This is a genomic window from Natronosalvus rutilus (genome assembly GCF_024204665.1).
Lineage (GTDB): Archaea > Halobacteriota > Halobacteria > Halobacteriales > Natrialbaceae > Natronosalvus > Natronosalvus rutilus.
The window spans coordinates 91,696-112,870 of sequence record NZ_CP100355.1; the positions used below are offsets into that span (position 1 = coordinate 91,696).

At 66.2% G+C, this 21,175-nt stretch carries 20 protein-coding genes; 7 read left to right on the forward strand and 13 right to left on the reverse strand.

The genetic code is table 11. The annotated features are described in order from the left end of the window. Positions 1-35: 35 nt before the first annotated feature. Complete coding sequence (locus NGM29_RS00470) at positions 36-1,001, reverse strand: NAD-dependent epimerase/dehydratase family protein (protein ID WP_254158314.1); 966 nt, start codon at positions 999-1,001, stop codon at positions 36-38. A 285-nt stretch (positions 1,002-1,286) separates the two neighbouring features. Here NGM29_RS00470 and thsB point away from each other — a divergent pair, with 285 nt between their 5' ends. Further along, entirely contained in the window at positions 1,287-2,939 is a 1,653-nt protein-coding gene (gene thsB, locus NGM29_RS00475; RefSeq protein ID WP_254160655.1) for a thermosome subunit beta, read from the forward strand. A 327-nt stretch (positions 2,940-3,266) separates the two neighbouring features. Continuing rightward, positions 3,267-5,240 carry an ABC transporter ATP-binding protein gene (locus NGM29_RS00480; RefSeq protein ID WP_254158315.1) on the forward strand — a complete coding sequence of 658 codons (1,974 nt, stop codon included), beginning with the start codon at positions 3,267-3,269 and terminating at the stop codon, positions 5,238-5,240. Positions 5,241-5,250: 10 nt separating this feature from the next. On the opposite strand, the gene NGM29_RS00485 is transcribed toward NGM29_RS00480, so the two are convergent. Continuing rightward, entirely contained in the window at positions 5,251-5,688 is a 438-nt protein-coding gene (locus NGM29_RS00485; RefSeq protein WP_254158316.1) for a hypothetical protein, read from the reverse strand. 137 nt (positions 5,689-5,825) lie between these two features. Then, the gene (locus NGM29_RS00490) at positions 5,826-6,590 is read right to left on the reverse strand and encodes a DUF4397 domain-containing protein (protein ID WP_254158317.1); all 765 of its coding nucleotides are present in this window, start codon (positions 6,588-6,590) and stop codon (positions 5,826-5,828) included. Positions 6,591-6,832: 242 nt separating this feature from the next. Here NGM29_RS00490 and NGM29_RS00495 point away from each other — a divergent pair, with 242 nt between their 5' ends. Beyond that, positions 6,833-9,694 (forward strand): CARDB domain-containing protein, encoded by a 2,862-nt coding sequence (locus NGM29_RS00495; protein ID WP_254158318.1) that lies wholly within the window; start codon positions 6,833-6,835, stop codon positions 9,692-9,694. Positions 9,695-9,806: 112 nt separating this feature from the next. Next, on the forward strand, positions 9,807-10,193 hold the full coding sequence (locus NGM29_RS00500) for a hypothetical protein (protein ID WP_254158319.1): 387 nt from the start codon (positions 9,807-9,809) through the stop codon (positions 10,191-10,193). A gap of 33 nt (positions 10,194-10,226) precedes the next feature. Here the strand turns inward: NGM29_RS00500 and citZ are convergent, their stop codons facing one another. The 6 genes from citZ to NGM29_RS00530 form a co-directional block, all read right to left on the reverse strand. Continuing rightward, positions 10,227-11,375 carry a citrate synthase gene (gene citZ / locus NGM29_RS00505; RefSeq protein ID WP_254158320.1) on the reverse strand — a complete coding sequence of 383 codons (1,149 nt, stop codon included), beginning with the start codon at positions 11,373-11,375 and terminating at the stop codon, positions 10,227-10,229. 158 nt (positions 11,376-11,533) lie between these two features. After that, complete coding sequence (locus NGM29_RS00510; protein WP_254158321.1) at positions 11,534-11,812, reverse strand: DUF7536 family protein; 279 nt, start codon at positions 11,810-11,812, stop codon at positions 11,534-11,536. 49 nt (positions 11,813-11,861) lie between these two features. Then, complete coding sequence (locus NGM29_RS00515) at positions 11,862-12,440, reverse strand: magnesium transporter (protein WP_425499271.1); 579 nt, start codon at positions 12,438-12,440, stop codon at positions 11,862-11,864. A gap of 5 nt (positions 12,441-12,445) precedes the next feature. Next, the gene (locus NGM29_RS00520; RefSeq protein ID WP_254158323.1) at positions 12,446-13,015 is read right to left on the reverse strand and encodes a magnesium transporter; all 570 of its coding nucleotides are present in this window, start codon (positions 13,013-13,015) and stop codon (positions 12,446-12,448) included. Between the two features lie 405 nt (positions 13,016-13,420). Beyond that, positions 13,421-13,825 carry a fluoride efflux transporter CrcB gene (gene crcB / locus NGM29_RS00525; protein WP_254158324.1) on the reverse strand — a complete coding sequence of 135 codons (405 nt, stop codon included), beginning with the start codon at positions 13,823-13,825 and terminating at the stop codon, positions 13,421-13,423. After that, positions 13,822-14,208: a fluoride efflux transporter FluC gene (locus NGM29_RS00530; protein WP_254160656.1), complete on the reverse strand. Its 387-nt coding sequence runs from the start codon at positions 14,206-14,208 to the stop codon at positions 13,822-13,824. Before NGM29_RS00530 ends, crcB begins: the two co-directional genes overlap by 4 nt. A 213-nt stretch (positions 14,209-14,421) precedes the next feature. Between NGM29_RS00530 and NGM29_RS00535 the strand changes: the two genes are divergently transcribed. Next, positions 14,422-15,327 (forward strand): cation diffusion facilitator family transporter, encoded by a 906-nt coding sequence (locus tag NGM29_RS00535; RefSeq protein ID WP_254158325.1) that lies wholly within the window; start codon positions 14,422-14,424, stop codon positions 15,325-15,327. Here NGM29_RS00535 and NGM29_RS00540 read toward each other — a convergent pair. Further along, positions 15,270-15,503, reverse strand: a complete 234-nt coding sequence (locus NGM29_RS00540) for a hypothetical protein (RefSeq protein WP_254158326.1) — start codon at positions 15,501-15,503, stop codon at positions 15,270-15,272. The two genes, NGM29_RS00535 and NGM29_RS00540, sit on opposite strands and share 58 nt — an antisense overlap. Before the next feature lie 80 nt (positions 15,504-15,583). Between NGM29_RS00540 and NGM29_RS00545 the strand changes: the two genes are divergently transcribed. After that, positions 15,584-16,852: a M24 family metallopeptidase gene (locus NGM29_RS00545; protein ID WP_425499190.1), complete on the forward strand. Its 1,269-nt coding sequence runs from the start codon at positions 15,584-15,586 to the stop codon at positions 16,850-16,852. Between the two features lie 129 nt (positions 16,853-16,981). Beyond that, entirely contained in the window at positions 16,982-17,488 is a 507-nt protein-coding gene (locus NGM29_RS00550) for a macro domain-containing protein (protein WP_254158328.1), read from the forward strand. Positions 17,489-17,591: 103 nt separating this feature from the next. On the opposite strand, the gene NGM29_RS00555 is transcribed toward NGM29_RS00550, so the two are convergent. The 3 genes from NGM29_RS00555 to purL form a co-directional block, all read right to left on the reverse strand. After that, positions 17,592-18,044 carry a chemotaxis protein CheW gene (locus NGM29_RS00555; RefSeq protein ID WP_254158329.1) on the reverse strand — a complete coding sequence of 151 codons (453 nt, stop codon included), beginning with the start codon at positions 18,042-18,044 and terminating at the stop codon, positions 17,592-17,594. 76 nt (positions 18,045-18,120) lie between these two features. Next, on the reverse strand, positions 18,121-18,705 hold the full coding sequence (locus NGM29_RS00560) for a response regulator transcription factor (RefSeq protein ID WP_254158330.1): 585 nt from the start codon (positions 18,703-18,705) through the stop codon (positions 18,121-18,123). A gap of 134 nt (positions 18,706-18,839) precedes the next feature. Then, positions 18,840-21,071, reverse strand: a complete 2,232-nt coding sequence (gene purL / locus NGM29_RS00565) for a phosphoribosylformylglycinamidine synthase subunit PurL (protein ID WP_254158331.1) — start codon at positions 21,069-21,071, stop codon at positions 18,840-18,842. Between the last annotated feature and the right edge of the window lie 104 nt (positions 21,072-21,175).

Genomic DNA, 21,175 nt, shown 5'->3' on the forward strand with positions numbered 1-21,175 from the left:
CCAGAAGATGAATACTCGAGTTCAGCCAGCAGCGGTTACTCAAACTCGGCCAGTAGCTCTCGCGTGGCCGCGCGGACGGCCTCGTCGCTCGAGCGCCTGGGTTTGAACCCGAGCGCGGACAGTTTCTCGATCGAGAGGCGCATCTTCGGCACGTCGCCGGTCCAGCCCCGGTCGCCGCCGGTGTACTCGAATGTCGGGTCGACACCGAGTTCGTCGGCGACGATGGCCGCGATGCGGTCGACGGAGGTGGTTGTCCGGGTGCCGAGGTTGAAGGTGTGCATCGCCCCAGCGTCGCTCGAGGTGGCCGTGTCCGCGTCCACTGCGTCAGCGTGGGCGACGACGTGATCGATCGCGGCCAGGCAGTCCTCGACGTGCAGATAGGACTTCTCCTGGCGGCCGTCGCCGAGGATGGTGAGCGTCTCGGGGTCGTCCCGAAGCTTCTCGATGAAGTCGGGGATCACGGCCCCCCGCAGGCGCGGACCGACGACGTTCGCGAAGCGGACGTTCCAGACGGTGAGCCCGTGGCTGTGAGCGCGCGCCGAGAGCAGGCCTTCGTCGGCGAGTTTGCTCGCCCCGTAGGCGCTGATCGGCTCGAGCGGCGCGTAGTCCTCGGGGGTCGGCCGGGGCGCTTCGCCGTAGACCGTCGACGACGAGGTGTAGACGATCTCGGTGACGTCGGCGTCGGCCATCGCTTCGAGGACCGTCCGGGTCATCCGCGTGTTGTCGTCGAACTGGCCGTACGGACGGTCGGTGTCGACGCGTTTCGAGGCCGCGAGGTGATACACGCGGTCGATGTCCTCGAGCAGGCCCTCGAGCGAGTCGGGGTCGGTCAGGTCGGCCTCGACGAACTCGGCCTCGGGCGAGACGTGTTCGCGGTCGCCGTTCGAGCAGTCGTCGACGACCGTCACCGTCTCGCCGGCCTCGAGCAGGGACTCGGTCAGGTGAGAACCGACGAAACCGGCCCCGCCCGTCACGAGCGAGTGGCGCATAGCGCGTTCCATGGGTGCCGTTGATGGGAGCGACAGTAATCGCTGCCGATTCAAGCGGGGGAACGACATCTTCTCGCCCGACGACCGTCCGGTGCACTTATATAAAAGACGGAGGGTTGGACCTCCAATCGCCACGATCGTCTGCGTCATAGAGTAGCAAGGTCTGCGTACTCGGGTCGTTCCTTCCGGCGGTTTTGGTGATTTCGATCGGCCGAAGGGGACGCAACTCGAGTACGCGTTAAACGGTATTTTTATATAGAAGGGCAAACAATGATTCGAGCGACTATGAGTCAGCGAATGCAACAGGGACAGCCGATGATTGTGATGAGCGAGGACTCCCAGCGCGTCAAAGACCGCGACGCGCAGGATTACAACATCCAGGCCGCTCGAGCGGTCGCGGAGGCCGTACGCTCCACACTCGGCCCGAAAGGGATGGACAAGATGCTCGTCGACTCGATGGGATCGGTGACGATCACCAACGACGGGGTCACCATCCTCCAGGAGATGGACATCGACAACCCGACGGCCGAGATGATCGTCGAGGTCGCCGAGACCCAGGAGGACGAGGCGGGTGACGGCACGACTACCGCCGTCGCGATCGCCGGCGAGCTCCTCAAGAACGCCGAGGACCTCCTCGAGCAGGAGATCCACCCGACGGCCATCATCAAGGGCTTCCACATGGCCGCCGAGCAGGCCCGCGAGGAGATCGACGACATCGCGACCGAGATCGACACCACCGACGAGGACCTGCTCAAGAAGACCGCCGAGACCTCGATGACCGGCAAGGGCGCCGAGGTCAACAAGGAACACCTCGCCCAGCTCATCGTCGACGCCGTCTCCGGCGTCACCGTCGAGACCGACGAGGGTGACAGCGTCGTCGACCTCGAGTTCCTCAACATCGAGACTCAGACCGGTCGCGCCGTCGACCAGTCCGAATTGCTCGAGGGCGGCATCGTCAACAAGGATCCCGTCCACGACAACATGCCCACCGAGGCGACGGACGCGAACATCCTCCTGCTGAACGACCCCATCGAGGTCGAAGAGACCGACGTCGACACCGAAGTCTCCGTCACCGACCCCGACCAGCTCCAGAAGTTCCTCGACCGCGAGGAGAAACAGCTCAAGGACAAGGTCCAGCACATCGTCGACCTCGGTGCGGACGTCGTCTTCTGCCAGAAGGGCATCGACGACCTCGCCCAGCACTACCTCGCGAAGGAGGGCATCCTGGCCGTCCGCCGCGCGAAGAAGAGCGACCTCGAGTTCCTGACGGAGGTCGTCGGCGCCTCGGTCGTCTCCGACCTCGAGAGCGCGTCAGAGGACGACCTCGGCTTCGGTGACGTCACCCGCGACGACGAGGACGACCTGTTCTACGTTGAGGGCGACGACGCCCACGGCGTCACCCTCCTGCTTCGCGGCTCCACCGAGCACGTCGTCGACGAACTCGAGCGCGGCGTCAACGACGCCCTCGACGTGGTCGCCCAGACCGTCTCCGACGGCCGCGTCCTCGCGGGCGGTGGCGCGATCGAAGTCGAACTCGCCTCACGCCTGCGCGACTACGCCGACTCCGTCTCCGGCCGCGAGCAGCTGGCCGTCGAGGCATTCGCCGACTCGCTCGAACTCGTCCCCCGCGTGCTCGCCGAGAACGCTGGCCTGGACAGCATCGACACGCTGGTCGACCTCCGCGCGGCCCACGAGGACGGCGAGATCCGCGCCGGCCTGAACGTCTTCAGCGGCGACGTCGAGGACACGTTCGAGGCTGGCGTCGTCGAACCGGCCCACGCCAAAGAGCAGGCCGTGACCTCCGCCACGGAGGCCGCGAACCTCGTGCTCAAGATCGACGACATCATCTCCGCCGGCGACCTGTCGACGGACAAGGGCGACGACGAGGGAGGTGCCCCCGGTGCCGGCGGCATGGGCGGCGGCATGGGCGGCATGGGCGGCATGATGTAGACGTCGGTCGAAATCGTCCCCACTCGCTCACCGCCGATCGATCACCGATCGTTTCGTTTTTTGACGGCGTTACCGTGACCGAGGAGCGCTAGCGTCGATTGACGAGAAGCATTCGGATCGGTCCCTGGACGGCATGGCTGGTGGCGTACACAAATTGTTCGAGCCGATTGTCCGACTTTTCGTGTCCCCGGTACCCTCGAGAAGACGCCCCCTCCAATGGAGTTCGTCGAGACAACCGTCTGAGAGGGTCGAATGTTGCCCTCGAGCGGGGAACGAGACGATCCGAATCCGTACACATTTACGATTCGAAACAGTAGCCCACCAGCAGTGAGTACCGAGGACGAAACCCCGTTCGATGCCTATCGGGAGCACGTCGACCGACCGCTCTGGCGGCTCTTTCGCGAGTACGGGCCCGGTCGGCTGAGCTGGTTCAGCATCGGCATGGTCGCTAATTTCCTGGCCCGAATGGCCAGCCTGGTACCGCCACTGGTGCTTGGGGCGGCCATCGACGCCGTCTTCGTCGGCGAAGGGGACTACAGCCTCCCCGTCGTCCCCAACGCGTGGCTCCCGACGGAGAGCCTCGAGCAATTCTGGTTCTCGATTGCGGCCATCGCAGGCGCGTTCGTCGCCGTCGCCCTCTTTACCTGGATCTACGGGGTGTCGGCGAACCTCTTCGCCCACAGCGTCATGCACGCCGTCCGGGTCGATTGCTTCCGGAAGATGCAGAACCTCGACATGACCTTCTTCGACGACAAGCAGACCGGGGAGGTCATGGCCGTCCTCAACAACGACACCCAGAACTTAGAGCGGTTCCTGGACAACGCGCTGATGAACTCGGCCCGACTGCTCGTGATGGTCGGGGGCATCGCGGGCGTCCTCTTCTACCTGAACTGGCAACTGGCGGCCGTCACCCTCGTCGCGGTTCCGGTGATGTTCGCCTTCACGCTGTGGTTCATGCGCGTCATCGAGCCCCGGTACGTCCGCCAGCGGTCCTCGGTCGGGTGGCTCAACACCCGCCTCGAGAACAGCCTCTCGGGGATGGATCTGACGAAGACGACTGCCAGCGAGGAGTACGAGGTCTCGCGGGTCCGGAAGGCCTCGAAGCGACTGTTCGACGACACGATGGCCGTCCTCAAGCTCTCGTACGTCTATCGACCAGGGATGGAACTGCTCGCCGGCCTCGCCTTCGCTGCGACCTTCCTCGTCGGCGGCCTCTGGCTCACCAACGGCGCGGCGCCGGGCCCGTTCACGGGAACGCTCTCGGTTGGTGACTTCGTCATCTTCCTCTTTCTGACCCAGCGGATCGTCGCCCCGCTCGCGGAAGTCTCGAACATCGTCGACCAGTACGAGAACGCGAAGGCCTCGAGCGAGCGCGTGTTCGGCCTGCGAGACATCCCGGTCTACGTCTCCGACCCCGTCGACCCCGAGCCGCTCGAGGACGTCGCGGGCCGCGTCGAGTACGACGACGTGACGTTCAGTTACGCGACCGGCGAGCAGCGGGCCATCGGTGGGAGCGAGGCGTCCGGCGACGGGGGTCTCGAGGCCGGTAACGGCGGCGACGGTGACGGCGAGGCCGACGCAGAAATCGTCGTTGAGGACGTCTCGTTCACGGCGGAGCCGGGAGACACCGTCGCCCTGGTCGGACCGACCGGCGCCGGAAAGTCGACTGTGCTCAAACTCCTCCTGCGACTCTACGACGTCGACGACGGCGAGATACGGGTCGACGGCCACGACGTTCGCGACGTTCACCTCGCGGACCTCCGGGAGTCCATCGGCTACGTCAGCCAGGAGACGTTCCTCTTCGACGGCACCATCGCGGACAACATCCGATACGGCCACTTCGACGCCTCCGACGAGGCGGTTCGCGAGGCCGCGAAGGCCGCCCAGGCCCACGAGTTCATCGAGGACCTCCCCGACGGCTACGAGACACGGGTCGGCGAACGCGGCGTCAAACTCTCGGGCGGGCAGCGCCAGCGGATCGCCATCGCGCGGACGGTCCTGCAGGACCCCGAGATCCTGATCCTGGACGAGGCGACGAGCGCCGTCGACACGAAGACCGAACTCCTGATCCAGCAGTCGATCGACCGCCTGACGGAGGGGCGGACGACCCTCGCCATTGCCCACCGTCTCTCGACGATTCGCGAGGCTGACGTGATCCTCGTCCTCGAGGGCGGACGGGTCGTCGAACGCGGCGACCACGAGGAACTGCTCGCGGCCGACGGCCGGTACGCGACGCTGTGGGAGGCCCAGGCCGGGACGCTCGACGAAGCGCTCGAGGCAATGGCCGACGGCGGGGATTGAGACGGATCGGTCAGATCCCCGCCCGCCGAACGGACGCGACCAGACGCCGGTGGAGGTCTCGGCGGATACCCGCTCGAGTGAGGACGACGACGGCCAGCGGGGTGGCACTGGCGAGGGTGAACAGGCCGCCGAAGAAGACGCCGCCGCCGGTTCCGGCGTAGAGCGTGTAGAGGCTGAGCGACGCCCACCACAGCGTCAGCGCCCCGAGACCGAGCGCCAGCAACTGACCGACGCGGAGTTCCAGTCCCTCCCTAATTACGCCGACAATGACGAGGATCGCCAGCACGCCCGGCAGCACGAGTTCGGGATCGATTGGAGCGGAACCCAGTTTCGGCCACGTCGGCCACGGCAGCGAACGGTCAGCGAGCAGGACGAGGTCGACGAGGAGGACGAAGACCGCGAGCGCGATCTCGCTCGTTCGGTGCAGGGTGGCGGGCGGACGAGTCATCTCGTTTCTCACTCGTCAGATAAGCGTAAAAACATTTCCACGACGTTGGTTCGTTCGAGTCCGTCAGTGGGTATCGAGGGGGCGAAGCAGGGCTCCAGCCGAAGAGTGAACCGCGCGACGACGGTTTCGAGCGACGATTAGCGACCACTCGGCGCAGCCATCGGGCCGTCGAGGGTCGCTCGAATGGTGAACTCGGCGTCACCGTCGTCCGGTTCGAGGGCGCCGACCGCGTACCCGGTGTAGGCGCCGCCGCGCTCGAGGTCGAGGTCGACCGAGGCGACGGTCGTCCCAGGATTGCCGGCCGGCCGCACGTCGAGGGCGTACTCAGCGGCCGGGACCGCGACGTAGTTGGAGGTCTCGCCGTAGGCGAGGTCCGCTACGATCGGATTGTCGCCGTCGTTGGCGTAGAGGTCGACGGCCGGCGCGTCGGGCGAGCCGTGAACGGCCCGGAACAGGACGGAACCGTCGTCGATCAGGACGTGCGGGCGGATGGTCCCGGTCTCGAGTTCGCCGATGGCGGCGACGGTGTAGAACGCCTGTCCGAACCAGTACTCGCGCTCGAAGACGACGGTGTCGGCGTCGTCGGCGGCCGTGACGGTGATGGTGGCGGTGCCCGGTTCGAGCTCGAGGTACGGCGTAAGGGTGTCGTACTCGAGGCCCGAGACGACGCGTTCGCCGTCGACGAGGATGTCGACGCCCGGCGCGTCAGGGGACAGGTGGGCGACGCGAACGGCCGTCAGTGGCGCCTCTCGCTCGCTCGGGCCGTTCGCCTCCTGGTCGCCCGGGTCCCGTTCCCGTTCGTCATCGTCGTGTTCCCCGCGTCCGAAGACGATCCCGCTGGTCGTGGCCGTCCCGCCGGCGATGCCGAGAGCGGCGAGCGTTCGTCGTCGTGAGAGTGGCATAGTCGGAGTCGGCGGACGGCGAACGGATAAACTACTACGTCAGTTGCGGTGACAGTCGGAGCGCAGTCTCGCCCTACGACCGTCACTCGAGGGTGACAGTCCGCGTAGTGAGGACGTACTCGCGTTCCCGGCCATGGGAGGGCCATCGAATCAATGTCACCGACCGTGAAACTCACCGTCGCGTGGTTAATTTCCAATTTATCCGGGAGGATATATTGCCTTTCGCCCGCGTAGCCACTCGCATGCGCCGAAGAGGCTATCTGGTGGGACTCGGAACCGGCGTCGGGGTGCTCGTCTCGGTCACTGACAGGGGGCTCGCGACGGCCACGGACCTGTCGGTGCGGATCCTCGAGACGAACGACCCCGTCGAGGCCGGCGAGTACCTGAATGTCACGGCGGAGGTAACGAACACGACCGCGTCGGAACTCGAGGTCACGGCCGAGTTTCTCGTGGGCGGTGATCCGGTGGGTGGACGGTGGATTTTCCAGATCGAGGGCGGCGAGACCCGCGACCTCGAGTTCAGCCACCTGACCTATCCCGTCCGTCAGGACGTCGAGTTCCCCGTCCGCGTGGAGACGCAAGATGGGAGCGACGAGCGACTCGTCACCGTGACCGGCATCGACGACCTGCCGACCGACCGCGTGCGACCCGGCTCGCAGGTCACGGTCGCACCTGGATCGACGGTCCAGTTCGAGACTGAACCCGACGACGCGGAGAGCTACGGCGGGGTCACGCACTGGTACGTCGACGACGACTACGCCGGCTGGTCGATGGGACCGTGGCAAGCGGAGTACTTCGGCTGGACGGGTCGTGACTACTGGCAGTACACCTTCGACGAGCCCGGCACGTACACCGTTCGAGCGAGCGTCGTCCAGGAAGGGGCGAACGCGACCGCCGAGTGGACCGTCGAGGTCGCCGAGGGCGGGCACGGCGGCCCGGTCGTCGAGGAGGTTCGCCCGGCACCCGGCCGACTCACCGTCAGTAACGAGGAGACGGTCGAACTCGCCGTCGACGTGAGCGACGCGGAGGGACGCCTCGAGGAGGTCGTCTGGTGGCTCGGCCACGCCGACCGCATCCTGGAGATTTCCTCAGTCTCGGGGTCCTCGGACACCGCGACGCTCGCTGTTGACGGGGCCTCGCTCTGTCACGGCTGTCCGGTGATCGTCTGGGTTCGCTCGAGCGACGGCACCGTGACGACGGCCCAGCCGTGGACGCCGGTCGAACCCGACGGCGGCCACCTGCACGTCTCGATTCGGAAGTCGAACGACCCGGTCGGCGCCGGCGACCCCCTCGAGTTCGTCCTCGACCTCGAGAACGTCGGCACGGAGGCGGCGACGCGAGAGGTCTCGATGATCGTCGGCGGAGAGGTGGTCGACGCTCGCTCGGTGACGGTCGATAGCGGTGGGACGGACTCGCTGACGCTCGGCTACGACACCTACCCCGTCCGCCAGGACGTCGAGTTTCCCGTCTGGGTGACGACCGGCGACGACAGCGACCACCGAACCGTCTCGGTGTACGCCGACGGCGTGGCCGACCTCGAGATCCGGATTCTCGAGACCAACGCGCCGGTCGCGGCGGGCGAGGTGCTCTCGGTGCTCGCGGAGGTCGAGAACGTGGGAACCGAATCCATCACGCGAGACATCCACCTGGCTGCCGGCGACCGAGTCGCGAGCGAGAGAGTATCTCTCGAACCCGGCGCGACCGAGACTCTCCAGTTAGGGTACGAGACCTATCCCGTCCGCCGAAACGTGGAATTTCTCGTGTCGGTGGAGACCGACGGGGCCTGCGACCGCCGTCTCGTGCGAGTGTACGCCGATGGACTCCCCGCGCTCGTCCCGCGAATTCGCGAAGTGAACGACCCCGTCACCGGAGGCGAGCGCCTCGAGGCGACGGTCGAACTCGAGAACCGGAGCGGCGAGCGCGCGACCGAGGACGTCTCGCTGGTCGTTGGCGGCGAAGTGGTCGATTCGGCGTCGGTGACCGTCGACGGCGGAGAGACGGAGACGCTCGCGCTGGGCTACGAGACCTACCCCGTCCGTCAGGACGTCGAGTTCCCGATCACCGTCGTCGCGGGTGAGGAACGAGACGAACGGACCGTCTCGGTTCGTGGGGTCGACGGCGGTGGTGGAGAGGGCGACGACGGCGGCAGCGAAGATAACGAAGACGGGGACGACGGGGACGGCGAGGGCGAAGACGGAGCGGACGAGGACCTCGAGGTCACCTTCGTCGACTGCTCGCGCGTCGAGGTTACCGGGAGTTTCGCAGCTGGCGACACGATCATGGCTCACACCGCCTTCAACACCGACCACGGGATCGGAACGACCGCTGGCGAAGACTTCGTCACTATCGGCGAGCACGTCCCCGCCCCCTTCTCCGGCACCGTCATCTTCGAAATCGGCGACGACCGCGGCGTCTCCGGCGACGACTCGAGCGCCACCGTCACCGTCGAGGACTACGGCGTCCTGGGGACGGCGATCACTGGGATCGGCGGCCCGAGCGCGATCGGCCCCGAGACGACCCACTCGAACCCCCACGATTGCAGCGGGTCGATCGCCCCAATTCCGCCGGGGCTCAAGGTCGCGTCCGTCTCACCTGCGGGGGACGGCTACGACGTGACCTTCGGCTATACGAACGAGAACGAGGTATCGATAATCGTCGGGAGTTCGTTCACTGCGGGGACTGCGAGTAGCCAGCCCCCGAACGAACTCGCAGCCGGCGGCGGGTCGTTCACCACCCGGTGGACGCCCCGGAGCGGGGACGAGCGCCTCGAGTGGACGGTCGACCTGTCGGCGTTCGGAGGGCAGGAGCCGGTTCGGGTGGCGACGCAGGCGGCGAGGACGTACGGTGACGGCGAGGAGCCCAGTAGTGACGACGGCGCGGAAACTGACGATGGTGGTGAGACAGCCGACGGAGCGAACACAGACGGCGATGGCGAGACCGATGGCGAAGGTAGTGAAAACGGCGACGCAACCGACGAGACAAACGAGACGAGCGACACAGGAGGTGGCCAAACGGATGGCACAGACGCCGAAGGTAGTGGCGACGGCGAGAGTACCGACGATGGAACCAAAGACACAGACGACAACGCCTCGAATGACGGATAATCCCGACTTCGGGAGAGGGGGCACCGCACACTCGAGTACGCCGACCCCTCCGAACTACTCTCGAGCCCATGCCCTCGAAAACATCAAATAATTTGAAATACAATACGATCGTATGGTCTCCCGCGACACGCGCGTCCACCTGGTCGCCATCGCCCTCGCGATCGCCATCTTCGCCGTCGTCTCGAGGTTCGACTTCGCTACCGACGGTCCCGAATACCTCGTCGCCTTCCTCGTGAGCTACGGCATCATCTTCGGCGGCGCGCACCTCTACCTGGCCGCTCGCGGCGACGATGGCATGGTCCCGACCGCATCCCGCTGGCGGTACGTCGCCGTCGTCGCCGTCTTCCTCCTGGTCGGCGCGCTCCTGTGGGTCGCTGGCGACGCCGCACTCGGCCCCGTCACCGTCCGACAGGTCGGCCTCGCGGTGCTCGCGCTCACGGCCCTGGTCTACCTCGCCGTCGAATCCGTGTCGGGGTATCAGGCGACGCAACTCGAGTGACAGGGAAGTCAGAACGAAAACGGATCGAACCGTCTACCGCTCCTCGAGCGGCACGAACGTCTGATCCTCGGGACCCGTGTAGCGCGCACGTGGGCGGATGAGTCGATTATCGCGCTGGTACTCGAGCACGTGGGCGATCCACCCGCCAGCACGGCTCATCGCGAAGATGGGCGTGTACGTGTCGATCGGGATCCCAAGCTGGTAGTAGACCGAGCCGGAGTAGAAGTCGACGTTGGGGGCGATGCCCTTCTCGACGAGCCCTTTCTCCTCTGTGAGGTAGTCCTCGATGGTCGTGGTGATCTCGTACCAGGTGTCGTCGCCGGTTTCGGCGAGTTCCTCGCTTCGTCGCTGGAGGATCTTCGCGCGGGGATCCTTGACGTTGTAGACGCGGTGGCCAAAGCCGGGAATGCGACGGCCCTCGTCGGTCGCTTGCTCGACCCAGTCGCGCGGATCGAGGTGACTCTCTTCGATCTCGAAGAGGACCTCCATGACGTCCTGGTTGGCCCCGCCGTGAAGCGGCCCCGAGAGCGCCCCGATGCCGCCGGTCAGCGAACTGTAGACGTCGGCCATCGTCGAACCGATGACCATCGCGGTGAACGTCGAGGCGTTCAGGCCGTGGTCGGCGTGGAGGATGAGCGCCTGGTCGAACGTCTCGGCGGCGACGTCGTCGGGTTCCTCGCCCGTGAACATGTATAGGAAGTTCGCCGCGTGCCCGAGGTCGGGATCGGGGGCGACCGGCTCCTCGCCCTGGCGGAAGCGCTCGAAGGCGGCCAGGACGGTCGGGATCTTGGCGGTGATCCGCCGTCCCTTTCGCAGCGAGGCCTCGGCGTCCTCGGCATCGACGTCGCTCTCGGATTCCATCGCCGAGAGCATCGATGTCGCGGTCCGGAGCGCGGCCATCGGCGTCTCGTCGGCCTCGGCCAGGCTGCGAACGGCCTCGAGGATGGCGTCGTCGACGGCCCGCTCGGCAACCATCGCGTCGGTGAACGACTCGAGTTCGCCCGCGTCGGGGAGCTGGCCGTGCCAGAGCAAGTAGAGTACCTCCTCGTAGCTGGCCCCCTCCGCGAGGTCCTCGATCGAGTACCCACGGTAGATCAGTCGACCGGCGTCACCGTCGATCGAGCTGAGCTGGGATTCGGCGACCAACACACCCTCGAGCCCTTTCTTCAGATCGTCAGCCATAGCAGGAACTTTCGTGCGGGATTGGAAAAGTATTGCCGTTTGCCCGTTGGCACCATGGCACTCGTCCCGGCGCCTGCATCGGTATCCATCGGATCAGAATCTCGAACGGTCGGCCTCGGGTCGGCTCTCGCTCTGCCGACAATCAACTCGAACCAGGGCTATTCGCTCGCCGACAGCTCCCGCGAGAGGCCGATGGCGGCATACACCGTCAACGCGATCCAGACGGTTCCGGCGCTGGTCGTCGCGAGGACGAACGCGAGCGCGATCAGATACCCCGACTGCTGGTTCGAGCCGGGGACGACGACGAAGAAGGCGAAGACCGCGACGGTAAACGCGACGCCGACGAGCAGCGAAATGACGGCGTTCCGCTTGACGTCGAGGGCCTCGAGCAGGGCCGCCGTCGGCGGGCGGTCCGGCTGGTCCGGTGACGATGACACGTCTCGATCTTTCGGCCGGGCGTACAAAGTCGCGTCGGATTCGACGAAATCAGAACCCGAGCACGACCCACGAGACCCCGACGAAGATGAGCATGCCGAAGACGTCGACGACGTTCGTCACGATCGGAATCGTCAGGTCGTCGGGGTCGATCCCGAGTCGATAGGAGGCGTACGTCGCGCCGAAACTGCAGACGACGGCGATGACGGCGATCGAGAGTCCGCTGACTAGGGCGATGAACAGCAGCGTCGAAAGCGCGACGCCGAAACCGAGCACGAGACCGAGCAGGTACGAGCCGATCGCGAGCACCGTGAAGACCGTCACCGCTAGCGCGAGGATGGCGGCGACGTTGGCCCAAAGGCCGGTATCCCGCACGTCGAACGTCGCGACCCCCAGGTGGAGGCGACTCGAGAGTCGCGAACTCAAGATCGCACCGAGGTTGCCCCCGAGTCCGACCATGGTGGGAACCATGATCGCCAGCACGCGATACTGCTCGAGGAGCGCTTCGGCTCGATCCAGGGTGATCCCGGCTGCGAGGACGATGATCGAGAGCACGATCAACAGGGGGAACATCGTGACGACGATCGATCGGGCGCTCCAGGAGCCTAGCGAGTCGCCCGTGGAGGGCATCGACATCAGGCGATCACCCCGACGAGCGTGACGGCGAAGACGAGAAAGAGCATGCCGAAGATGTCACCCAGCGTCGTCACGATCGGGCCGACCAGGTTGTCGGGGTCGTAGCCCGCCTTGTACCCGCCGAAGAGCACCAGGAGCAGGCCGAAGATCAACACGGTCGAGGTGAGCACGCCCGAGACGAGCATGATGGCGAGAAACTCCCAGAGCGCCGCGGATTCCCAGCCCAGCACCGCGAGTGCGAGTCGGGTGAGCACGGCGATGACGACCGAGATGCCGATGCCGTTGACGAAGGAGGCCACGACCGCGTTGACCAGGCGTTCGTCCCAGGAGAAGCGCGGCTCGATCAGCCCCTGGTGGAGCCCGCTGGCGAGTCGCCCCCCGAGCGCGCCGTAGACGTTCCCGCGCGTGGCGAGGAAGACCGGAACCATCACGAGCAGCCCGGGGAACCGTTCGACGCTCGCGAGGAGGTTCTCGAGGATGACGCCGGACGCGAGCCCGCCGCCGAGCGCGATCAGCAGGACCGGGAGCGTCTCCCGATAGATCGACACGAACTCCTCGCGAGCGCTCATGGGGTGACCTCCGGGCGACCGCGCGGCGTTGCTCGAGCGTCGCGTGTAGTACCGGACGAACACGCCTCGCCCTCGAACGCCTCTCGTTGCTCCTCGCTCCTCTCGGTGTCGAACGCCCCACGTGGATCCACTTTTGGCGTTCGTCGTTCAGCGACCTCCATAGACCTCACCCCGGACGTGCGAGCAGCGATGGCGGCGTGGACCGACGCGTCTCCCGTCGACGGAACCGTCCGCCGGTGCGTTGGGACACACCGGATGCGCAGTTCGGCGTCGCTGTCGGTCGACGGGAGTGGCGGCCCACGTGAACATGTACGTTCGTTACTGAGACGAGTCTGATAGGCGTTTTCCTCCGCACAATCCGTGGTAACACTCGACAGCGTACGCCCGACGACCGTCGATCCAGGCTCAGAGCGAAACCAGCCACCACGCCAGCCAGATCGAACCCAGCGACGCCAGCAGGTTCGACCCGGCCGCGATGGCTGCCGGGCGACGATCCCCGCGCTCGAGCAACTGGACAGTTTCGACTGAGAACGTCGAAAACGTCGTGAACGCGCCGCAGATTCCCGTCCCGACGAACTGGGCGGTCGCGGGTCCGGGATTGGCGAACGCGACCACGCCCAGCAGGAAACTTCCCAGCACGTTGACCGCGAGGGTCGCGACCGGGAACGAGTCCCAGGAGAGGCGCTGGAACACCCAGTGACGAGCGAGCGCGCCAACGGCACCACCGACGCCGATGAGGTGGGCCGGCTCGACGCCGTCCGCGAGTCGAGCCAGCGCGTTCGCGAACGCGAGGGGGAGGTCGGCGTTCACGAGCGATCACCGCCCGCTGCTCGAGCCAGCGACCGTCCGACGAGGACGCCGGCGAAACCGAGCGCGTAGTTGCCGACGACGATGGTGCCGAATAGCAGCGGCCCATCGGCGGTCCCCGCTTGCAACGCGAAGCCGCTGTACGTCGTCAGCGACGAGAGAAAGCCCGTCGTCAGAAAGATCCGGGTGGCCGGGTCGATCCGCCCCCGGTACTGGGCCTCGTAGACGAGAAAGCCGAGGACGGCGCTCCCGACGACGTTGACGGCGAGGAGAGCGATGTCATCGGGAAGAGCGCCGAACGCGAAGAATCGGAGGTTCGACCCGGCGAAGCCGCCGATGGCGATCAGGGCGAGCGTCTCGAGGCGAGTGAGTGCGGTGTCGGACATGCTGGCTGATCCAGGGACCGTCAGCCGATCGTCGTCGAGGACAGTCGGCAGTTGGATCAGGCGGGCCCCATCACCCAACTACGTCGTGGTTTGAACGCGGGTCCTATGAGCGTGTCGAAGGGGCCGACGTCTCTGGCGCGCTCGAACGACGAGAATGTCGCGTCACTCGACTCGAGTGACAACGTTGAAGGATAGACTCACTCTAAACCGGGTATGAGCGAGGGCGCACACCGACACCGGCGCGACTTCAGGCGAGCGGCCTGGGTGAACGTCCTCGGCAACACCGTCAAAATCGCCGTCGAGGGGGCGGCCGGGCTCGCATTCGGCAGTTTTTCGCTGCTTGCCGACGCCGCCCACTCCCTGGCCGACCTCGTCGCCAGCGTCGTCGTCCTCGTCTGGGGGACGAGCAGTTACGACGAGCCCGACGACACCCACCCCCACGGCCACGACCGGATCGAACCCCTGACGGCGCTGTTCGTCGGCGCGGTCATCGCCCTGCTGGGCCTCTCCCTGCTCAACGAATCCGTCCAGGGTATCCTCTATAGCACCGACGTCACCTTCAGTCCCCTCCTGCTCGGCGCGCTGGCGTTCGCGATCGTCGACATGTACCTCGTCTACCGATACACGCAGGCGATCAACCACGAAATCGGGTCGACCGCGCTCGAAGCCCTCGCGGTCGACTGCCTGAACGACATCTACACCTCCCTCGCGGCGGTGATCGGCGTCACTGGCGTCGTCTTCGGCGTTCCGGAACTCGACGCCGTCGCGGGCGGCCTCGTGAGCCTGATCGTCGTCTCCCAGGGCGTTGCCATCGCCCGCGAGAACGTCGACTACCTCGTCGGCGCCGCCCCCTCGAGCGAGAAGCGCGAGGCCATCTCCCGAACGCTCCGGAACCATCCGGGCGTGCAGGGGATCCACGACCTCACCGTCTACTACGACGGGACAGTCCTCGAGGTCGAGGTCCACGTGGAGGTCGACGGCGAGATGCCCCTGCGAGACGCCCACGACCTCGAGACGGCGCTCGTGACGGCCTTGCGCGAACAGGACGACGTCGGGGACGCTCACGTCCACCTCGATCCCTCGGGGATCGGTGAGTGGAAGGACCACGTCGAATCCTGACCGAGCTCGCCTCCGAACTTGCGCCCCGTAACTGCGAGTCTTGACCATCGTCCCTCGAGGGAGGCGAGGACGGCGAGGGCAGTGAGGACGGCGAGGACGGCGAGGGCAGTGAGGACGGCGAGGACGGCGAGGGCAGTGAGGACGGCGAGGACGGCGAGGACGATTTCCGAACGCATCGATACACTATAGAAAATATAGTATTCCCCGCCGTCCGCGTGTCGATAGGTTTCTTAGGGATCGTTCGTGACCTATGAGTATGTACCAGCGGGACTTCATGGAGGGAACGCGCGGGACCCAGGCCGTCGACTGGGAGGAGCGCATCGACGTCAAACGGATGCGCCGCGAGCGAAAGGAGCGCGCCCTCGAGCGCCTCCAGGAGACCGAACTGGGCGCCATGCTCCTCGTCTCGGACCCGAACATCCGCTACGTCACCGGCCTGGCGATGACCGGCGGCAGCGGGGCCGACCACTACACGGTCCTCACCGAGGAGGGCGACGTAATTCACTGGGACACCGCCGACCACGCGAGCAACCAGCGGTTCAACTGCCCGTGGCTCCAGGACATCCGCTACGCCTGCCCCGGACTCGGCAACGTCCCCCGCGCCTCCGGCCGCGACTCCGCGCGTGACTTCCTCAAGGCGAAAATGGCCGACACCGTGGCGACGGCCCTCGAGGAGTACGGCGTGGACGACGAGGTGCTGGGCATCGACGTCGGGAACGCCGGCCTGGTGAGCGCCTTCGAGGACCGTGGGATCGAGGTCGACACCGGGACCGTGCCAAAGGTGATGGAAGATGCTCGCAAGGTCAAGACCCGCGACGAGATCGAGTGTCTGCGCCAGGTCGCGGCCATCTGCGAGGCCGGGTTCCAGCGAATCACCGAGACCGCCCGCCCCGGAGCCAGCGAGACCGACCTCTGGGGCGCCGCCGCGGAGGAGCTCTGGAAGCAGGGGGCGTTCGTCGGCGGCGGCTACGTCACCTCTGGACCGAACACCTGGCCGAAACACCAGGCGAACACCACCGATCGGATGATCCGGCCCGGCGACCTCGTCTACGCCGACTTCTACAATATCGGTTACCTGGGCTACCGCTCGTGTTACTACCGCACCTTCAGCATGGGCGAGCCAACCCAGGCCCAAAAAGACGCCTACGAGATCGCCCGCGACAACCTCTACGACGTCCTCGAGCGCATCGAACCCGGCGCGACGACCGACGAGATCTGCCAGGGCTTCCCGGACATGGAAGGCGAGCACGCCGACTTCTACGACGCCGACGAACACTGGCAGATGACGACTAACCACTGGGGCCACGGACTGGGCCTCCAGCTCTACGAGGTGCCGCTGATCTGGCGCGGCCTCTCCCCCGAGCACCCGATCGAGATCGAGGAGGGGATGACGATGGCCGTCGAGACCCAGGAGCCCGCGGAGAACCAGGGCGTGCGCGTCGAGGAGATGGTCGTCGTCCGCGAGAATGGCGTCGAGATCCTGAGCCAGTGGCCGGTCGAAGAGATTACGCGCATCGACTACTGACTGCTCGATTCGAGAGCGGGTTTCGAGTCTCGACTCTCCGATCTCGAGACTCGAGGGGGCCGGCCTCCGTACGGCCAGCGGACCGGCATCGGCCCACGATTTTTGACGAGGACGACCGTATCCTCGAGCATGGAGTTCGACGTCATCAAGGGCGACATCGCAGCACAGTCCGCCAACGCCCTCGTCAACGCCGCCGGAACGAGCCTCCGGATGGGATCGGGCGTCGCCGGCGCGCTTCGCCGCGGGGCCGGTCCCGAAATCAACGAGAAGGCGATAGCGAAGGGGCCGATCGACCTCGGCGAAGTCGCCGTCACGGACGCCTACGACCTCGAGGCCGAGTACGTCGTCCACGCGGCGGCGATGCCCCACGACGGCGACGGGAAGGCCACCGCAGAGAGCATCCGTGACGCCACCCGGAACAGCCTCGAGCGCGCCGACGACCTGGACTGTCAGTCGCTCGTGATCCCGGCACTCGGCTGTGGCGTCGCCGGCTTCGACCTCGCCGAGGGCGCCGAGATCATCGCCCGAGAGATTCAGGCTTACGAACCGACCACGCTCGAGGACGTACGATTCATCGCCTACGACGAGGGAGAGTTCGAGACGATTCGACGAGTCGCACGGCGACTCCGGGGCTGACTGGAGTCAACGATTTCGGGGCGGAACTGGACCCAGCGACTCTGTGACTGAACCGGAGCCAACGACTCCGTGACTGAACTGAAGCAAGTGACGACGGACCCAACTAGTCGTGAATCGCTCGTTCGTCGAGCCAGCGATATGTCTCCTCCTCGAGTAAAAGGTGACCGGCGACGAACGCGCCGCCCCGCGGGTTTGGCTCGAGGCGGTCCCCGTCGACCCGCCGAGTGATGCCGACGTCGTCGACCAGCCACCCGTAGTAGGCGCCGGCGTCGTCGGTGACGCCGAATACGAGGAGCATCGGATCGCTCGAGCGATCGAGCGACGCCGTTGGCGCAGCGAACACTCGTGCGAGGTCGACGACCCGGATCCGCTCGCCACCGACGGCGATTTCGCCCGCGTTCCAGGGGTCCTCAGCGTCGTCGACGACGCCGGTGTCATCGACGCCCAGCACCGACGAGACTCGATCGGATTCGACGCAGTAGCCGTCCGTCTGCAGTTCGAACGGCAGTATCGAGACGCGGCCGGTCGGCTCGCTCGAGCCACCAGTCTCCGTCATTCAGTTCAGACGGAGACGACGCTGTAAAATAACTGTTGCGACAACCTATCGGGACGCACTCGCCCGGTTTTTTCTACTACTCGGTCGCGATCGGCGTTCTGGAGATATCTTCACAGAGGCGGCGATAGACGTCCCGTTCGAGCAGTTCCATCATGGTATCGTCGACGGTCGCCCGCAACACCGCCAGGCGATCCTCGAGAACGGCGTACTCCTGGCTGGTCCGTCGCTCAGCGACGGTTTTCTGCCCGTCCAGGAGCGCCTTCTTCGACGCGAGTGCGAAGAATTTCTGGAGCTGGTCGTCGTAGCTCGAGCGCAACAGCAACTGGTCGATCAGCGAGGTGAGCTCGGTCTTCGAGACCGGCTTGACGAGGTAGTCGTCAAATCCCAGTCCGATGATGTCGAAGTCCGGTTCGACCGCCGTCACCATGGCTACGCGACAGTCGAGGTCGCGTTGCCGGATGGTCTCGAGGACGGTGTCGCCCGGGAGACCCGGCATTCGGCGGTCGAGGAGCACGATATCGACCGTCTCGTCGATGGCGTCGAGGGCGTCCGTGCCGTCGTAGGCGGTCTCGACGGACACCTCGTCCTCGAGCCAGGCGCCGTAGAGCGTCGCCAGGTTGGGTTCGTCTTCAACGATCAGGACGTGGGGTTCGGTTGGCATCGGGATAGTCTCCAGTATCGGCTGACGATTGACAGACTTCTCACGGAGCCATATGAATATATCGGGCGGTTGGACCTGGAAAACACCGCTGAACTGAATGAACGGTTCGAACGTAGCTGAACCCGATGGGGTCGCTACTCGAGTTCCGTCTCGAGTACGGTACGGAGAGCGGCGATGTCGGCCGCCGTTCGATCGAGGACGGTCGTCTCGTCTCCGCCCTCCGTCGCGACCGTAATCGACAGCGTCCCATCTGCGGTCGGCGAGCCAAGTTCGACGACGGGTGCGACGCCGTCGAACGCCTCGACCACGGCGTCGGGATCGGTCGTCTGGATCACTCCCCGTCCGGGGAGTTCGTGAAACAGTCCCGCCGCGAGGTCGTCGGTCGGCAGCGCCACCTCGAGGCCGACGTCCGCGGTCACCATCTCCGCGAGCGTCACCGCGAGACCGCCGTGGCTCACGTCGTGGGTGGCAAGCGTCGACTCGGCGTTCGCGACGGTGGCGAGCGTCTCGAGCCGATCGATGGGCGCTTCAGGGAGATCGGGGAACCGATCGGTGCCCTCGAACTGGGCCAGGAGTTCGGAGCCGCCGAGGGCGAAGGAATCGCGCTCGAGGGCGTCGTCGCCGACCAGGAGAAGCGACGACTCCTCGGAGCGCGCCTCGAGGCCCGGCGCGTCGTAGCCCGCCTTCGTGCCGACCATCGCGAGCGTCGGCGTCGGCGGGATGGGGCCGCTCACCGAGTCGTTGTACAGGGAGACGTTGCCGCCGACGACCGGCACCGAGAGCTCGGCACACATCTCCGCGAGGCCGTCGACGATGGCCTTGAAGCCGCCGTAGACGTCGGCCTTCTCGGGGTTGCCGCCGTTGAGGCAGTCCACGGCCGCGAGCGGCGTCGTGCCCTTGACGGCGAGGTTGGTGGCGTTCTCGAGGGCGACTGCGCGTGCGCCGTCTCTCGGGTTCGCGACGGTCCAGTTCGGGGCGGCCCCTGCGGAGATGGCGAGACCGGTTCCGGTTCCCCCGTCGATTCCGGTATCCGTCTCTCGAACGGCGACGATCGCCGCGTCGTCACCCGGCGGAACGCTCGTCCGGACCCCCACTTCGTGGTCGTACTGCCGGTAGACCCACCGCTTGGAGGCGGTGTTGGGCGAGCCGACGACGGCATCGAAGGCGTCCTCGAGGTCAGTGTCAGGGAGGTCGGTCTCGGGGTCGGTCGGTTCCTCCCACGGCAGGTCGTTCATCGGCGACCCGTCCCCGAGGAACTCGGCGTCAACGTCGACGACGGTCTCCCCCTGATGGGTGCAGACGTAGTTGCCGTTGGTGACCTCGCCGATGACTGAACAGCCCAGATCGAAGCGCTCGGCAATCTCGCGAACGCGCTCGACGTTCTCGGGGGCGACCTCGTAGCACATCCGCTCCTGGGACTCGGCGAGCAGGATCTCGAGTGGCGTCATGTTCGGCTCGCGCTGGTGGACCCGTTCGAGGTCGATTTCGGCGCCGAGACTGCCTTTGGCGACGAGTTCACTCGAGGCGCCACCGAGGCCGGCGGCGCCGAGGTCGCGGGCCGACTCGATCAGCCCTTCGTCGATCATGACCTCGTTGGCCTCGATCAGCAGTTTCTCGGCGTAGGGGTCGCCGACCTGGACCGCGGGGCGGTCCTCCGTTTCGGCGTCCTCGGCCAGGTCCTCGCTCGCGAAGCTCGCGCCGCCGAGGCCGTCCCGGCCGGTGGCGTTGCCCACCAGCACGAGTTTGTTGCCGGGTTCCTGGGCAACAGCCGTCACGAGGCGGTCCTCGGTGAGGAGGCCGACGCAGGCGACGTTCACCAGTGGGTTCCCCTCGTAGTCGGGGTGGAAGTCGACGCTGCCCCCGACGGTGGGGACGCCGATGCAGTTCCCGTAGTGGCTGATTCCCTCGACGACGCCCTCGAGGAGGTACCGGGAGTGTTCGTTCTCGAAGGGGCCGAAGTAGAGGCTGTCGGTGAGCGCGATTGGGTAGGCGCCCATCGAGAGGGTGTCCCGGACGATGCCGCCGACGCCCGTGGCGGCGCCGTCGAAGGGGTCGACGTAGGAGGGGTGGTTGTGACTCTCGATGCCGAGGGTGATGTAAACGTCCTCGTCTCCCTCGGTTTCGCCATCCTCGCTTCCGTCCTCGCTCGTGCCGCCGATTGAGGGCAGCGCGACGACCGCCGCGTCGTCGCCCGGCCCCACGACGACCTGTTCGCCCTCGCTCTCGAACGCTGACAGCAGTGGTCTCGAGGATCGGTAGGCGCAGTGTTCGCTCCAGAGGTTCTCGAACAGCGCCGCCTCAGCTGGGGTGGGCTCTCGGCCCAGCTCGGCGACGATCAGTTCGTGGTCCGAATCGGCTTCGCTCATTCACCTAGGTGGTGAAAGTCGGACAGTAAAGGGGTTTCCATATCCACGTTCGTGCATCGTCTCGAGTCTTTCGATTTTTATTCGCGTTCGACTGGTTAGAACCA

Coding starts and splice junctions, on each gene's coding strand:
- NGM29_RS00520 (WP_254158323.1), bottom strand. CDS start 13,015: ATGAGCGCTCGCGAGGAGTTCGTGTCGATCTATCGGGAGACGCTCCCG.
- NGM29_RS00555 (WP_254158329.1), bottom strand. CDS start 18,044: ATGACGGAGACTGGTGGCTCGAGCGAGCCGACCGGCCGCGTCTCGATA.
- NGM29_RS00490 (WP_254158317.1), bottom strand. CDS start 6,590: ATGCCACTCTCACGACGACGAACGCTCGCCGCTCTCGGCATCGCCGGC.
- NGM29_RS00550 (WP_254158328.1), top strand. CDS start 16,982: ATGGAGTTCGACGTCATCAAGGGCGACATCGCAGCACAGTCCGCCAAC.
- NGM29_RS00535 (WP_254158325.1), top strand. CDS start 14,422: ATGAGCGAGGGCGCACACCGACACCGGCGCGACTTCAGGCGAGCGGCC.
- citZ (WP_254158320.1), bottom strand. CDS start 11,375: ATGGCTGACGATCTGAAGAAAGGGCTCGAGGGTGTGTTGGTCGCCGAA.
- NGM29_RS00540 (WP_254158326.1), bottom strand. CDS start 15,503: ATGCGTTCGGAAATCGTCCTCGCCGTCCTCGCCGTCCTCACTGCCCTC.
- NGM29_RS00530 (WP_254160656.1), bottom strand. CDS start 14,208: ATGTCCGACACCGCACTCACTCGCCTCGAGACGCTCGCCCTGATCGCC.
- NGM29_RS00560 (WP_254158330.1), bottom strand. CDS start 18,705: ATGCCAACCGAACCCCACGTCCTGATCGTTGAAGACGAACCCAACCTG.
- NGM29_RS00515 (WP_425499271.1), bottom strand. CDS start 12,440: ATGCCCTCCACGGGCGACTCGCTAGGCTCCTGGAGCGCCCGATCGATC.
- NGM29_RS00470 (WP_254158314.1), bottom strand. CDS start 1,001: ATGGAACGCGCTATGCGCCACTCGCTCGTGACGGGCGGGGCCGGTTTC.
- NGM29_RS00495 (WP_254158318.1), top strand. CDS start 6,833: ATGCGCCGAAGAGGCTATCTGGTGGGACTCGGAACCGGCGTCGGGGTG.
- thsB (WP_254160655.1), top strand. CDS start 1,287: ATGCAACAGGGACAGCCGATGATTGTGATGAGCGAGGACTCCCAGCGC.
- purL (WP_254158331.1), bottom strand. CDS start 21,071: ATGAGCGAAGCCGATTCGGACCACGAACTGATCGTCGCCGAGCTGGGC.
- NGM29_RS00500 (WP_254158319.1), top strand. CDS start 9,807: ATGGTCTCCCGCGACACGCGCGTCCACCTGGTCGCCATCGCCCTCGCG.
- NGM29_RS00485 (WP_254158316.1), bottom strand. CDS start 5,688: ATGACTCGTCCGCCCGCCACCCTGCACCGAACGAGCGAGATCGCGCTC.
- NGM29_RS00545 (WP_425499190.1), top strand. CDS start 15,584: ATGTACCAGCGGGACTTCATGGAGGGAACGCGCGGGACCCAGGCCGTC.